This window comes from Methylobacterium sp. FW102-HT35C08 (assembly GCF_058790235.1).
On sequence record NZ_JBYTCL010000002.1, the window covers coordinates 4,351,891 to 4,364,681 of the forward strand.

The 12,791-nt window shown below is 69.6% G+C and carries 16 protein-coding genes; 12 read left to right on the plus strand and 4 right to left on the minus strand.

The window, feature by feature from the left end; genetic code table 11:
* Positions 1–219 precede the first annotated feature (219 nt).
* Positions 220–663, plus strand: coding sequence for a DMT family transporter (locus tag AC3WSN_RS20675; RefSeq protein ID WP_492540428.1), 444 nt, complete (start codon positions 220–222; stop codon positions 661–663).
* Positions 664–974: 311 nt separating this feature from the next.
* On the plus strand, positions 975–1,205 hold the full coding sequence (locus AC3WSN_RS20680) for a hypothetical protein (protein ID WP_192711238.1): 231 nt from the start codon (positions 975–977) through the stop codon (positions 1,203–1,205).
* 275 nt (positions 1,206–1,480) lie between these two features.
* Here AC3WSN_RS20680 and AC3WSN_RS20685 read toward each other — a convergent pair whose 3' ends face one another.
* Positions 1,481–1,702, minus strand: coding sequence for a hypothetical protein (locus AC3WSN_RS20685; protein ID WP_238196961.1), 222 nt, complete (start codon positions 1,700–1,702; stop codon positions 1,481–1,483).
* 282 nt (positions 1,703–1,984) lie between these two features.
* Between AC3WSN_RS20685 and AC3WSN_RS20690 the strand changes: the two genes are divergently transcribed.
* Complete coding sequence (locus AC3WSN_RS20690; protein ID WP_492540431.1) at positions 1,985–2,194, plus strand: hypothetical protein; 210 nt, start codon at positions 1,985–1,987, stop codon at positions 2,192–2,194.
* 26 nt (positions 2,195–2,220) lie between these two features.
* Here the strand turns inward: AC3WSN_RS20690 and AC3WSN_RS20695 are convergent, their stop codons facing one another.
* The gene (locus AC3WSN_RS20695; RefSeq protein ID WP_492540433.1) at positions 2,221–2,574 is read right to left on the minus strand and encodes a hypothetical protein; all 354 of its coding nucleotides are present in this window, start codon (positions 2,572–2,574) and stop codon (positions 2,221–2,223) included.
* 286 nt (positions 2,575–2,860) lie between these two features.
* Between AC3WSN_RS20695 and AC3WSN_RS20700 the strand changes: the two genes are divergently transcribed.
* Both AC3WSN_RS20700 and AC3WSN_RS20705 read left to right on the plus strand, forming a co-directional pair.
* Entirely contained in the window at positions 2,861–3,130 is a 270-nt protein-coding gene (locus tag AC3WSN_RS20700; RefSeq protein ID WP_492540435.1) for a hypothetical protein, read from the plus strand.
* 58 nt (positions 3,131–3,188) lie between these two features.
* The gene (locus AC3WSN_RS20705; protein WP_492540437.1) at positions 3,189–3,530 is read left to right on the plus strand and encodes a hypothetical protein; all 342 of its coding nucleotides are present in this window, start codon (positions 3,189–3,191) and stop codon (positions 3,528–3,530) included.
* Positions 3,531–3,672: 142 nt separating this feature from the next.
* Here the strand turns inward: AC3WSN_RS20705 and AC3WSN_RS20710 are convergent, their stop codons facing one another.
* Positions 3,673–5,361 carry a methyl-accepting chemotaxis protein gene (locus tag AC3WSN_RS20710; RefSeq protein ID WP_492540439.1) on the minus strand — a complete coding sequence of 563 codons (1,689 nt, stop codon included), beginning with the start codon at positions 5,359–5,361 and terminating at the stop codon, positions 3,673–3,675.
* 558 nt (positions 5,362–5,919) lie between these two features.
* Between AC3WSN_RS20710 and AC3WSN_RS20715 the strand changes: the two genes are divergently transcribed.
* The gene (locus AC3WSN_RS20715) at positions 5,920–6,138 is read left to right on the plus strand and encodes a hypothetical protein (protein WP_492540441.1); all 219 of its coding nucleotides are present in this window, start codon (positions 5,920–5,922) and stop codon (positions 6,136–6,138) included.
* A gap of 127 nt (positions 6,139–6,265) precedes the next feature.
* Here AC3WSN_RS20715 and AC3WSN_RS20720 read toward each other — a convergent pair whose 3' ends face one another.
* Positions 6,266–6,484, minus strand: a complete 219-nt coding sequence (locus tag AC3WSN_RS20720; RefSeq protein ID WP_192711231.1) for a hypothetical protein — start codon at positions 6,482–6,484, stop codon at positions 6,266–6,268.
* A 406-nt stretch (positions 6,485–6,890) separates the two neighbouring features.
* Here AC3WSN_RS20720 and AC3WSN_RS20725 point away from each other — a divergent pair, with 406 nt between their 5' ends.
* The 6 genes from AC3WSN_RS20725 (at position 6,891) to AC3WSN_RS20750 (ending at position 12,723) form a co-directional block, all read left to right on the plus strand.
* Positions 6,891–7,685, plus strand: coding sequence for an IclR family transcriptional regulator (locus AC3WSN_RS20725; RefSeq protein WP_492540443.1), 795 nt, complete (start codon positions 6,891–6,893; stop codon positions 7,683–7,685).
* A 3-nt stretch (positions 7,686–7,688) separates the two neighbouring features.
* Entirely contained in the window at positions 7,689–9,212 is a 1,524-nt protein-coding gene (locus AC3WSN_RS20730; protein WP_492540445.1) for a class I adenylate-forming enzyme family protein, read from the plus strand.
* Positions 9,209–9,979 (plus strand): citryl-CoA lyase, encoded by a 771-nt coding sequence (locus tag AC3WSN_RS20735; protein WP_492540447.1) that lies wholly within the window; start codon positions 9,209–9,211, stop codon positions 9,977–9,979. The genes AC3WSN_RS20730 and AC3WSN_RS20735 overlap by 4 nt, the downstream gene beginning before the upstream one ends.
* Before the next feature lie 2 nt (positions 9,980–9,981).
* A complete protein-coding gene (locus tag AC3WSN_RS20740; protein WP_192711227.1) occupies positions 9,982–10,695 on the plus strand; it encodes an SDR family NAD(P)-dependent oxidoreductase in 714 nt (237 codons plus the stop codon).
* 67 nt (positions 10,696–10,762) lie between these two features.
* Positions 10,763–11,773, plus strand: a complete 1,011-nt coding sequence (locus AC3WSN_RS20745) for a Bug family tripartite tricarboxylate transporter substrate binding protein (protein ID WP_492540449.1) — start codon at positions 10,763–10,765, stop codon at positions 11,771–11,773.
* Between the two features lie 110 nt (positions 11,774–11,883).
* Entirely contained in the window at positions 11,884–12,723 is an 840-nt protein-coding gene (locus AC3WSN_RS20750; protein ID WP_492540451.1) for an SDR family NAD(P)-dependent oxidoreductase, read from the plus strand.
* The last annotated feature ends 68 nt before the right edge of the window (positions 12,724–12,791 follow it).

Below are 12,791 nucleotides of genomic sequence, written 5' to 3' on the forward strand. Positions count from 1 at the left end.
CCCTCCTACACCACCGCACGCCGCACGCCACCGGCTTGGCTGGGCAGGCGCACACGCACGACCGCATCGCCGCCGCGGACCGAAGGCAGAGCCATCCGTCGTCCTGGGGCTTACGGGCGGGGGCCGGACGCGCGGCGCACCGGGCTCCGGCGGTGCGGCAGAACCCCGCGCATCGCCCGATCGTCGGAGCTTGGCCGCGGGCTCGCGCGCTAGCCGAGCATGCTGTTCCTCTACGGTCTCACCATCCTCGCGGGCATCGCGAACGCGATCCAGCCCGGCCAGAACGCGACGCTGTCGAAGTCGCTCGGGCTCCCCGTCACGGCGGGGCTGATCACGCTCCTCGTCAGCTCAGCGGCTCTGCTGATCGGTGGCCTCGCCATCGGCAAGCTCGAGGTGCCGAGCGGACAGCAACTGGCTGCGGTGCCCTGGTGGGCCTGGCTCGGAGGGTTCTTCAGCGTCCTGTTGATCCTGGCCCAGCTCTACGCCTCGCCCGCGATCGGCGCCGCGTCGTTCCTCGGCATCATCGTGACGGTGGGCGTCGCCGTCTCGCTCGTGCTGGACAATTACGGGTGGGTCGGCTTCCCGGTGCATCCGGCCAGTTTGTGGCGGGTCCTCGGCGCCCTGCTGATGATCGCCGGCGTGGCCATGGTCGCCCTGTTCTGAGCAGGCAGGCCGCGTTGCGGCGTAATTGACCCTCGTCTCGGGCAACGGAGCCGGCGGGGTCGAGGGCTGTCGCGCGCTCCGACGCCTCGACCGGGACGGACCTCCTGAACCACCCGACACGCCGTCCGCGTGCCCTGTGTGGCGGCGCACAAAATCCGGCGAACGATCGGCGGAGGATCGCCGTTGAGAGGTCACTGCCGGCCAAGCACAGCCGCCGCGATCAAGACCGCCAGACCGACGATCTTCCTCACGCGACCCGACTGACCGGATGGCTTCCCCGTGAAGTCAAACGCACACGCATGGAGATCGTCATGAAGGCCCACATCCTCGCTGCCGCCGCCCTGGTCGCCGTCGCCACGCCCGCCCTCGCGCAGGGCATCGACAGCAAGCACAGCCCCTACCCCGCGTCAGCCTACGCGGGCTACGCCGGCAACACTGCCGCGATCCTGCTGCCGGAGATCTCGGTGACCCACTACCGGGCCGCGCCGGCTTACCGGTACTCGGGTCAGCACGCGGGTGGACCGGCCGACGGATTGCGCTGACATTCCTGTCCGACGGGGGCCGACCGGCCCCCGTTACCCTGCGGCGGCCCAGATGGCTGCGGAGCCTGCGGCACCGCCGATCCATTGGTGTCCAGCAACCGCCGCTGGACCGTGATGCCACGCGGCGTCCGCACCGCGGCCTGGGCCGCCATATCCGGCCGTTGCAGAAGCACGCAGCAGGGCGATGGGCGTACGGGTGACGCCCACGTCACCGGCATCGCCGCCCTGGCCCCGCGATCGCGGGGCATGCGCGGGCGACATCCGCCCGGCTTCATCTACGGCCACGCGGGGGCCGGCAAATTCTGGCGATGCGCCCAGATCAGCCCGCGATAGGGACTGGTGAGGGTCGCGACCCCGGGCCGGCCGTCGAGGACGCTGTCCACGATCGCGGCGGCGCGGTCGATCGCGGCCTCGATGGTCGGGGCGTTGAGGACAGTGCAGTGCGTATCCACGCTGCCTTGCAGGCGTGCTCGGGCGATCCGCAGGTGATACCGCATGGCCGGACCCCGTGCTCACAGACCGGTTGCCATCATATGGGGTGTTCAACCGGAAGCGCGTGAAGCACCGTTGCGCCTGGCCCTTCCCGGGCTCGCCGCACGGTCCCTGGCCTGATCCGACACACAGCAGGGCCGGTGGAGCTGACGTCCCGCTAACCCGATCCTGGCACCTTACGGTCGGGCCGCGTTGCGTATCGGCCCACGCTGGTGAGATCGGACGCTCCCCCACCCCGTGAGCAGATCGCGGTGGGGCCGAGCGGCCGATCCGCGAAGGGGACGCCCATGACGGACGAGCCGGACCAGACCCTGTCGGACGCGGAGCTCGACCGTCTGGCGCGGAAGCTGTTCGCCGAGGTTCGGGCCGACAGCGACGAGGCGAAGGCGGGACGGGCCCTTGAATCCGCCGGCGCGGTGGCCGGCGACGTCCTCCCCGGGATACCGGACTGGCTCATGGATGCCAGCGGCGACGCGGGTGATGGCGGCGGCGACTGAGGCGGCGGGCGCGGCGCGCGGGCGCCTCAGTTCTTGAAGATCTGAACGTCGCCCTCGGACAGCGCCGCGCGCTGGTCGGTGCACCATTGCTGCTCCCCGACTTCCTGCACCTCGGCGTAGCGCCGCGCCAGCTCATCCTTGAAGGCGGCGTGCGCGCGCTCCTGGCCCAGCACCTCGGTGGCCACGTCTCGCGCAGTCTGGGAGATCCGCAGCGCCGTCGTGCCGTCGATCGCGTAGTGCTTGCCGCAGAACGTGATGATGGCCGATTGCGCGCTGGAGGCGCGGAGCAGGGCCAGCGCCTGCTCCTGAGGCTGCGCGCGCGCAGGCGCAGCCTGTGCAGTGACGGCAAGGGCGACGGCAACGAGGGCTTGGTAGCGCACGGCAGGTCTCTAGCGATGAGCACTCGTACAATGCAGTAACGAGTGACGGCAATGTCTGAGAACAGCGTATGCAGGGTGGCTCGCCGGCGGCCCTGGTTCAGCATGCACCCAGCGCGGGCGTTCAGGCGAAGTGCATCGGCAGCGCCAGGCTGACGAGGGCGACATACGCGCCGACGAGCAAGGCTCCGGCCGGGACGACGACACCGCTGAGCAGGACGAGGCGGGCTGAGAGGGACATGACGATCTCCACGTGATGGGCGGCGGCTGCCGTCGTTGAGGAAGATCTATGCTCAAGCTCTCCGGTCCGATGTGCTGGGGAACACGCAGAGCGGTCTCGTCGTGGCGTGTGCAGGATTGGGCGCCGCCGAACCTGTTCCCGAGCGTCTTCGTGCAGAACAGCGTGCGCCGATGCTCTGACCGATCCGGGATCCTCGACCATCTCCGGTCGAAGGCCGCGCGGTTGGCGTCCGCCGCGTTCGCGCCGCAGCCCGTCGACGGGATCGAAGACGCGGTGTTCGGGCCGGACCGGCTTGGCGATGCACTGCGACGCCGATGATGATCCATGCGTTGCGGCGCAGCATCGATTGAGCTCGCCCCGGCGGGATCAGTCATGGATGACCGGCGTTCTCACCAGTACTGCAAAACATCCTGGGAGCATCGCCATGGGCCTGACCGCGTTTGTCGTCTTCGTCGTCCCGTGGGTGGTGCTTGCGGTGTTTCTCACGCGGGCCCCGACGGTCCTCCGTCTGGGCGCTGCTCCGGCGCCTTGGCGGCCCATCCCGACCCGCAAGGAGTTGAGCGGGGCCGAACGGCGCGCGACGCACCCGCATGATACGCGCACCGCCGGGAGCGGCGGCCTGTCGCGTCGGGACCGGCACGATCCGGCCGATGCGCCGCGCGGCGGAGCGCTGGGGACCAGCGTGGAGCCGACCGAGCCCGACGACAAGGTCAGCTAGCCCCGATCGAAGCAGCGGGGGGCGCACCAAGGCGGGTCTCCGACGGCTCCGCGCTGCTCTGCCGCCGAACGCGTAAAGGCCCGCCTCCGCAGATGCGCGAAGGCGGGCCTTGGTCCGGCGACAGATATCGATCGGCGTCCGCTCAGGCGGCGCGCACGGTGGCGAGGAAGCGCGCGACCTCCGCGCCGAGGTGCTCGGACTGACGCGACAGCTCCGAGGCCGCGCCCAGAACCTGGCTGGCCGCCGCCCCGGTCTCCTCGGCCGCTCCCGCCACACCGGAGATGTTGCTCGTCACCTCGCCGGTGCCCATGGCGGCTTGCGCGACGTTGCGCACGATCTCCTGGGTGGCCGCACCCTGCTCCTCGACCGCCGCCGCGATCGAGGTCGCCACGCCGCTGATCTCGCGGATCCGCCCGGTGATGCCGCCGATCGACGTCACCGCCTGCCCGGTCGAGGCCTGGATCTGCGCGATCTGGCCGGAGATCTCGTTCGTCGCCTTGGCGGTCTGCTCGGCCAGCGCCTTCACCTCGGAGGCGACGACCGCAAAGCCCTTGCCCGCCGCACCGGCCCGCGCCGCCTCGATGGTGGCGTTGAGGGCCAGCAGGTTGGTCTGCCCGGCGATGTTCGAGATCAACCCGACCACATCGCCGATCCGCGACACGGCGGCACTCAGCTCCTGCACCAGGCTGCCGGTCTGGTCGGCCTCGTGCACCGCCCGCTGCGCCAGCTCGGCCGAGCCCGCGACCTGACGGCCGATCTCCTGGACCGACGAGCCCAGCTCCTCCGCCGCCGCCGCGACGGTGTTGACGTTGGAGGCGGCCTCCTCGGCGGCGGCCGCAACGGTGGTCGACTGGCTGGCGGTCTCGGTTGCCGTCGCGGTCATCGTCTGCGCGGTGGCCTGCAACTCGGTCGCCGAAGACGACACCATGCCGATGATGCCGCCGACGGCAGCCTCGAAGCCGTCGGCCATCTGGCGCATGCCGGCCTTGCGCTGCTCCTCGGCGGCGAGCCGCGCCACTGCGGTCTCGTCTTCCAGCGCCTTCATGCGGAGCAGGCCATTCTTGAACACCTGCACCGCATTCGCGATCGTTCCGATCTCCGTCTTCTGGCCCTGATGCGGGATGGTGACGGCAAGGTCCCCGTCCGCGAGCGCCTGCATCGGTTGGACTACCGAATTGATGCCGCGCGAGATGCTCAGGATGATCAAGGCCGCCAGCGCAATCGACAGAGCCACGGCGAAAAGCCCGACGCCGATGAGCATGGTGCGCGTCTGAGCGTATGTGTCCTGGCTGTCCCTGGCAGCCTGCTCGGCACCATCCTGGTTGAGCTTGATGATCTTATCGAGCGCCGCTGACGCGCTCCGACGCGGCGCGACCACCTTGGCCTCGTAGAGGCTGAGAGCCTGCGCCTTCTCGCCCTTGCGGGACAGCGCGAGGATCGGCTCGACGGCGGTTGCGAGCGCGCGCCAATCCCGGACGAACGCTTCGTAGAGCGCGCGCTCCTCAGGGGAACTGATCAGCTTCTCGTAGATCTTCGTTGCTGCATCGATCTTCTGACCCCGATCGACGAGATCCTTGTCGACGCTGGCCAGCATCTGCGGTTCTTCCGTCAGGATATGGCGGAGCAGACTGGTGGTATACCGCCCTGTCAGGGAATCGATCTGACTTGCGGCGCGCACGCTCGGCAGCCAGTTCGTCTCGACATCGAGAAGCAGCCCGTTGAGCGTTGAGGCGCTTCGAAGCCCGACGAGGCTCAGGCCACTGAGCAGCAGGAGCAGAACGGCGAAGGCAGCAATCAGCTTGCTGCGGATGGACAAGGAGTTGAGCGGCACGACTGACCTCGAAGGCAGCTGCTGAGCCCAGCGTCGATGAAGCTGCCAAGTTAAGGTCTTACGGCGGAATAGTTAATTCTATATCCAATATGAATGATATGCATCCATTTGCCTGAAATTCCGATCGGTTGAACGCGCTATTAGCCAATTGCCCAAACGAGAGGCAGGGCGCCGGTCAAGAACAACGCGGACGAGACGAGCACGGCGAGGCGCTCGCGATGGTGGAGGATGAAGGCGCGCGGGCTGGCAAACATGGGGCGGGGCCGGATCGGAGGAAGCACCTCACGCTCGCTCCTGAACCTTGACCAATCCGAGGCATCCGACGTCGTCCACAGGCGGTCCGCGACGCGTGTTACCGCCGAGCCACAGAGGGCTGGATGTGCTCCGGCGCACCGCGCGGACGCCGCGCCGGGTCTATCGCCTCCCGGTGGCTGCTTTCGCCCCCTCAGCAGCCCGATCCAGCGGCGCAGTGACCTCACCGGTTGCTGCGCCGTTGTCGTCTGCGACGACCCGCCGGGTCGGCAGCATTCTGTGCGGGCCGCCGCCGTCTGACGGTCGATGCAGGCGGCCGATTTCCGCAATCCGACGCTGTTCGCGCAGGTTGAACGGGTCTCGATGCGCGCGTCGGCAGGACGCTTCCGGCTTTCCAAGCGCGTTGAGACCCTGACGAAAGATCACGGGTCGTGGTTTGGTGGGGGGCATCCCACCCTGGTCCTCATCCTGTGGTGCGGCGCAGCCGCCTCGAAGGAGGGCTCCAGCCGGCCGCGCGATCCCTGAAGGCCTCCTTCGAGGCCCGCTGACGCGGGCACCTCAGGATAAGGGCGGGGATGGAGCATGGGCCGGTCGTCGCGGCTCGCCCGCGCGCCCCGCTCGTGAGGCGTGTCGCAGCCGGACGGTCGCGGCTCTAGCCGCCAGTGCGGCGCGGGGCCGATCCGTGGGCGCTTCGCGCGCGCTCGGCCTCTTCGGCCGCGACCGCCTCGACCGCGGCGATGACGTTCTCCAGCTCGGCGACCTGACGCAGCGCGCTCCCGGCCGGTAGGCCGTCGTATTCGGCCATGGCCAGGATGAGCGTGCGCTGATGCGCCTTAAGGCGCTCGAGGAGGGCATTGAGCTTGTCGGGCATAAGCGCGCTGTAGCCGTGAGCGGGAGAGCGGACAAGCTGGTGATCGGCAAAGCGTGTTGCAAAGTGGATGCGGGCTGCAGATCAGTCGCACATCCTCCCGATCTCATGCTGTGCCCGCGACAGGTCTTCCACCGAACAGTGCAAGTCGCGATCGAATCATCGGCCGAAGGCTTCCTGACGCCCGCGTTCGGGTGACCCGAAGCCCCAAGGCGTCATTGTCCTGCACCGCTCGGAATGGTGATCGGCCACAAAGTCCGCGCGCCTGTGAACAGAGAGCCTATTGTCTCGGCCAGTAACCTTCTCGCAGAGCGAGAAGGAAATTCCGGAATTCGGAATGTCGGTGCTGGACAGTGCTCAAGCCGGACCGGCAGACTGAGTTCAACGAACAAGGCCATAGGGAGAAACGATGCTGCTCGACACAGCTGCGTCGATCGAGGGGGCGTCCCGATCGTCGCTCTCCAAAGCCCTGTCATTACTTGTGGTTGTCGCAGAGCGAAGCCAGAAAGGCGTCAGCCTGAGTTCCGCTGCGGCCCGCACCGGTCTCCATGTCGCGACCGCGCATCGACTGCTCGGCGCCCTCGTCGACGAGAACTTCCTGAACTTCGATCCCTATACGAAACGGTACTTCCTCGGCCTGATGCCCTACGAACTCGTCAATCGGGCCGGCTCCGACCTCGAGTTCCTGCACCTTCGGAAGACGCTGCGCCCATTCCTCGACGCCGCGCAGAGGACGCTCGGCGGCCTCGTCAACCTGTCCGTGCCGTCCCGCGGAGAGGCCCTATGTATCGACGTGATCGAGGGGCGCGCGGCGATCCTCGTCAGTACCCTGAAGATCGGGGCGCGTCGGCCCCTCGGGGTCGGGGCGGCCAGCCTCGCCCTGCTGGCGACGCATCCGGCCGATGCGCGGGCCGCCGTGATCGCGCGCGAGGCGGAGCGCTACCTCAAATACGGGCGGCTGTCGGCGGATCTCGTCGCGGAGGCCTGCGCGCGTCTTCCGGTCGACGGCTACGTCGTGAACGAAGCGCTGATCATTCCGGATATCGGCGCCCTGGCGCTCCCGGTCTTCCGGGACGGCGCGGTCGTCTGCGCCGTCTCGGTCACCAACACGATCTCGCATCTGCATCGCGACGCGCGGGCCGGGATCGCCGCGGTCCTCCGCCGGGCCGTGACCGATGCCGGCTTCCACGTCGAGGCAGCCTGACCGATGTATCCGATCGACCTCTTCCACCGTCAGGCCGCCCGGACGCCCGGGCATGTCGCCCTGGAATTCGGGGAGGCGCGGATGACCTACGGGGATCTCGCCGCGCGGGTCGGGGCGCTCGCCGCCGGCCTGCAGGCGCTCGACCCGGAGCCGCAATCGCGGGTCGGCATCTGCTGCTTCAACCACGTCGAGCACGTCGTGGCCTGGCTGGCGGTGGTGGCGGCCGGGAAGGTCTGGGTCCCGCTCTATCCGAAGAACAAGGCGGCCGAGATCGGCCTCGGCATCGCCTTCACCGAGGCCTCGATCGTGATCGCCGACGCGGCGGCGCGCCCCCTCGTCGAAGGGGCCGGGGCCCGGATCCTGGTGGCGGACCGGGACGGGCGCGCGGGGACCACGGGCGGTCTGGCGCAGGATCACGCGGGCGCGGCACCGCGCTTCCACGCGCAGCCGCTCCACGCGACGCAGGCCATCAAGTTCACCGGCGGGACGACCGGCAAGCCGAAGGGCGTGATGCAGCCCTATCGGGCCTGGAACACCAACATCGCGACCCAGATCGCCGCCTGGGGCCTCAAGCCGGGCGAGCGCCTCCTGGCGGCGGCGCCGATCACGCACGGCACCTCGACCTACATCCTGCCGACGCTGGGCACCGGCGGCACGCTCGTCCTGCTCGACCAGCCGCGGCCGGACGAGATCCTGCGCTGCTTCGCCGAGGAGCGCATCGCCACGACCTTCCTGCCGCCGACGCTCATCTACATGATGATGGAGCTGCCGGCGGCGCGGCGCGGCGCGTATCCGCACCTGCGCAACCTCGTCTACGGCTCGGCCGCGATGCGGCCGGACGCGATCGCCGAGGCGCAATCCGTGTTCGGCCCCTGCATCGCCTCGACCTACGGCCAGACCGAGGCGCCGCAGATCGCCACCATGATCTCGGCCGAGGAACTCACGCGCCCGGAGAAGCGCGCGACCGTCGGCCGGGAAACGATGCTGACCCGGGTCGCCATCCTCGATCCCGAGGGCAACATCCTCCCGACCGGCGCCGACGGCGAGATCGCGATCCGCGGCGACCTGGTCATGACAGGCTATTGGAAGCAGCCGGACAAGACCGCCGAGACGATCCGGGACGGCTGGCTGCTCACCGGCGATCTCGGGAGCTTCGACGAAGAGGGCTTCCTGTCCATCAAGGGGCGGGCGAAGGACCTGATCATCACGGGCGGCTTCAACGTCTACCCGGTCGATGTCGAGCCGGTGCTGGGCCAGCACACGGCCGTCGCCGACTGCGCGATCTACGGCGTGCCGGACGACAAGTGGGGCGAGGCGGTCCACGGCGCCGTCGCGCTGCGCGACGGCATGGCGGCGGATCCCCAGGAGATCATCCGCTTCGTCAAGGATCGCCTGGGATCGGTGAAGGCGCCGAAGTCGATCACCGTCTACGAGGCCCTGCCGCGGAACAATTACGGGAAGCTGCAGAAGCAGATCCTGGTCGAGGACCACATCGCGCGCGAAGCTCGGGAAAGGCAGCAGCCATGAGCACCAAGCAGCCGACCACGGCCCTGAGCCACCACACCACGGACGCGATCTACTATCGCGAGAAGAACCTCGTCACGGACATCCTGAAGCCCGGCGCCGCCCCCGACTTCGTCGCGGAGGCCGCCGCCCACATCCTGGGGCGGGACGTCTCGGACGGCGAGCGGCGCGTCCTCAACGCGATCATGATCACCATGATGGAGCACGGCTTCACGCCGAGCGCCATCGCGACCCGCTCGATCTACATGAGCGCGCCGGAGAACATGCAGGGCGCGGTGGCCGCCGGTCTCCTCGCGGTCGGCAGCCAGTTCGTCGGCACGGTCGAGAACAACGCCCGGATCCTGAACCAGCTCGTCGCCCTGGAGGCGGACGCGCAGCGTGCCCTCGCGGAGCGCATCGTAGACGACCACAAGGCCCGCAAGGTGCACATGCCGGGCTTCGGCCACCACCTGCACCGGCCGGAGGATCCGCGCGCGGTCCGCCTCCTGGAGATCGGGGCGGAGAACGGTCTCGCCGGCCGTCACGTCGTGGCCCTCCGCCTCCTGTCGGAGGTGGTCGACCAGCGGGCGGGCCGGCACATCACCATCAACGCCACGGGCGCCACAGCCGCCCTGCTCGGCGAGATGGGCGTGCCGGTCGAGCTGATGCGCGGCTTCTCGCTGATCGGCCGCACGGCCGGCCTCGTGGCCCACATCGCCGAGGAGCAGCAGCGCCCGAGCGGCCGCTTCATCTGGGACCTCGTCGACAAATCCATCCCCTACGAGGCCTGACGATGCCCGACTACGCCCTCGTCACCGGCGGCAGCCGCAACATCGGCGGGGCGATCGCGCGGCGCCTCACCGCGGACGGCTTCAAGGTCATCGTCCTCGACATCGTGAAGCCGGAGCACGACGCCCTGGACAGCTTCGTCGAGGCCGACCTGTCCGACGCGGCCGCGCTGCCGCGGACACTCGCGCACGCCATCGCGGGCCGGACGGTGACGCGCCTCGTCAACAATGCCGGCATTGTGGCGCCCGCAGCCCTCGCGGACACCGACCCCGCGACCCTCGACGCCGTCGCGGCCGTGAACCTCAAGGCGCCGATCCTCTGCGCGCAGGCGCTCCTGCCGGGCATGAAGGCGGCTGGCCGGGGGCGCATCGTCAACATCTCCAGCCGGGTCGCCCTGGGCAAGGAACTGCGCACCGTCTACGCGGCGACCAAGGCCGGCCTGCACGGGATGACCAAGACCTGGGCCCTGGAACTCGGGCGCCACGGCATCACGGTGAATGCCGTCGGGCCGGGCCCGATCCGGACGAGCCTGTTCGACGCGGTGAATCCGCCGGGCGATCCGCGCACGAACGCGATCATCGGCGCCGTGCCGTTGGCCCGCCTCGGCACGCCGGACGACGTCGCGGATGCCGTCAGCTTCTTCCTGTCCGATCGCGCGGGCTTCGTGACCGGACAGGTTCTCTACGTATGCGGCGGGATGACGATCGGCTCCGTCTGACGCCCACCAAGACCGACACGACACAAGAAACGCGGCACGAAGCACGCGATCCAACCGGGAGGACACCGTGGCATCCATAACTCGGCGCGGCCTGAGAACGCTGCTCGGAGCGATCCTGGCGCTCGGATGCGCGGTGCCGGCGCCGGACGCCGCGCGGGCTCAACCGGCCTGGCCTGCCCGGACCGTGTCGATCATCGTCCCCTACTCGGCGGGCGGGGCCACCGACATCCTGGCCCGCAAGGTCGCGGAGGGGCTGTCCGGCGCCCTGGGCAAGACCGTGGTGGTCGACAACCGGCCGGGGGCCGGCGGTACCCTCGGCACCGCGCTCGCGGCCAACGCGAAGCCCGACGGCTACACCCTCTTCCTCGGGCAGGTGTCCTCCCACGGGATCGCGCCGAACCTCTACACGGAACTGCGCTACGACCCGGTCAAGAGCTTCGTGCCGATCGTGTCAATCGAGACGATCCCCAACATCGTGGTCGTCAACAAGGCGCTGCCGGTGAACTCGATCGACGAGCTCATCGCCTACGCCAAGGCCCATCCCGACGCGCTCAACTTCGCCTCCTCCGGGACGGGGGCCTCGACACACCTGTCCGGCGAGATGTTCAAGGCGATGACGGGGGTCACCATGACCCACGTGCCGTTCCACGGCAGCGCCCAGGCGATCGTGTCGGTCATGGGCGGCCAGACCCAGATGATCTTCGACAACATGCCGTCCGCCTATCCCTACGTGACGGCGGGCAACCTGAAGGCGCTGGCGGTCACCACGCTGAAGCGCTCGCCGCAGGCGCCCGACGTCCCTACCCTCGCCGAAGCCGCCAAGAGCGCCGACCTGTCGCGCTACGACGTCAGCGCCTGGTTCGGGCTGTTCGCGCCGGCCAACACCCCGCGGCCGATCGTCGATCGCGTCAACGCGGCCGTGAACGCGATGCTCAAGGAGCCCGGAGTCGCGAAGTTCATCGTCGAGACCGGCGGCGTGCCCGAGGGCGGGACGCCGGAGGATCTCGGCCGGCGCGTCGACACCGAATTGCAGAAGTGGAAGACCGTGATCGAGCAGGCCGGCGTGCCGAAACAGTAATCCGTAGCATCGGCGCGGCGCCGATGTTGGTTCGCCCCGTCGCGACAGGAGGTGCGCGTGGATTTCGCCTCGCAGGCCATCGGTGACCGCTCCGCGGGAGGAACAGCGTGATGAGCGCGGCTGAGACCGCACCCATCCCCACCCGCGACCTCGAGGGGCGCGTCGCGGTGGTGCTGGGCGCCGGCTCGATCGGGGCCGGGTGGGGCATCGGCAGGGCCATCGGCCTGCTCTATGCCCGGGCCGGCGCGCATGTCGTCGCCGCCGACCGCGACCGATCCTCGGCCGAGGAGACCCGGGACCTGATCCTCGGAGAGGGCGGCAGCGCCGAGGCGGTCGGGGTCGATGTCGCGGACGATGCCGGCCTCGCCGCCTGCCTCGCCGCAGCGGGCGCGGCGCGCGGCGGGACCGACATCCTCTACTTCAACGTCGGCATCGGAAAGGCCGGTCCGTCGATCGAGACCTCGGCCGCCGACTGGCGCCGCATCGCCGACGCGAACCTCACCGCGCTCCATGTCGCGGCGACGACCGTCCTCCCGGGCATGCGCGCGCGCCGGCGCGGCGTGATCCTCGCCACGTCGTCGATCGCGGGCCTACGGGATGTCGGCTATCCGCATCTCGCCTACGGGGCCACCAAGGCGGCGCTCATCCAGTACCTGCGCCTGCTGGCGGTCGAGAACGCGCCCCACGGCATCCGGGCCAACACGATCGTCCCGGGCCTGATCGACACGCCCCGCATCGAGCAGACCGTCGCGAACGCCTACGTGGGCGACCTCGCGCGGATGAAGGCGCTCCGCGCGTCGCAGTGCCCCCTCGGCCGGATGGGCACCGCCTTCGACGTCGCGGAGGCCGCCCTGTTCCTCGCGTCGGACCGCGCGGCCTACGTGACCGGCACCGAGCTGCTGGTCGATGGCGGGCTCGCCGCGACGGCGCGCGGCCCGTCCCTCGGCTGACATGCATCCCCGGTCACCGGGCAGGCCCGGAACCCCTCCCGCTCACACCTTCGGCGCCAGCAAAGCCG

Excerpts from the sequence above, each read along its gene's own strand:
- AC3WSN_RS20675 (WP_492540428.1), top strand. The coding sequence starts at position 220 with ATGCTGTTCCTCTACGGTCTCACCATCCTCGCGGGCATCGCGAACGCG.
- AC3WSN_RS20680 (WP_192711238.1), top strand. The coding sequence starts at position 975 with ATGAAGGCCCACATCCTCGCTGCCGCCGCCCTGGTCGCCGTCGCCACG.
- AC3WSN_RS20685 (WP_238196961.1), bottom strand. The coding sequence starts at position 1,702 with ATGCGGTATCACCTGCGGATCGCCCGAGCACGCCTGCAAGGCAGCGTG.
- AC3WSN_RS20690 (WP_492540431.1), top strand. The coding sequence starts at position 1,985 with ATGACGGACGAGCCGGACCAGACCCTGTCGGACGCGGAGCTCGACCGT.
- AC3WSN_RS20700 (WP_492540435.1), top strand. The coding sequence starts at position 2,861 with ATGCTCAAGCTCTCCGGTCCGATGTGCTGGGGAACACGCAGAGCGGTC.
- AC3WSN_RS20705 (WP_492540437.1), top strand. The coding sequence starts at position 3,189 with ATGACCGGCGTTCTCACCAGTACTGCAAAACATCCTGGGAGCATCGCC.
- AC3WSN_RS20715 (WP_492540441.1), top strand. The coding sequence starts at position 5,920 with ATGCAGGCGGCCGATTTCCGCAATCCGACGCTGTTCGCGCAGGTTGAA.
- AC3WSN_RS20720 (WP_192711231.1), bottom strand. The coding sequence starts at position 6,484 with ATGCCCGACAAGCTCAATGCCCTCCTCGAGCGCCTTAAGGCGCATCAG.
- AC3WSN_RS20725 (WP_492540443.1), top strand. The coding sequence starts at position 6,891 with ATGCTGCTCGACACAGCTGCGTCGATCGAGGGGGCGTCCCGATCGTCG.
- AC3WSN_RS20730 (WP_492540445.1), top strand. The coding sequence starts at position 7,689 with ATGTATCCGATCGACCTCTTCCACCGTCAGGCCGCCCGGACGCCCGGG.
- AC3WSN_RS20735 (WP_492540447.1), top strand. The coding sequence starts at position 9,209 with ATGAGCACCAAGCAGCCGACCACGGCCCTGAGCCACCACACCACGGAC.
- AC3WSN_RS20740 (WP_192711227.1), top strand. The coding sequence starts at position 9,982 with ATGCCCGACTACGCCCTCGTCACCGGCGGCAGCCGCAACATCGGCGGG.
- AC3WSN_RS20750 (WP_492540451.1), top strand. The coding sequence starts at position 11,884 with ATGAGCGCGGCTGAGACCGCACCCATCCCCACCCGCGACCTCGAGGGG.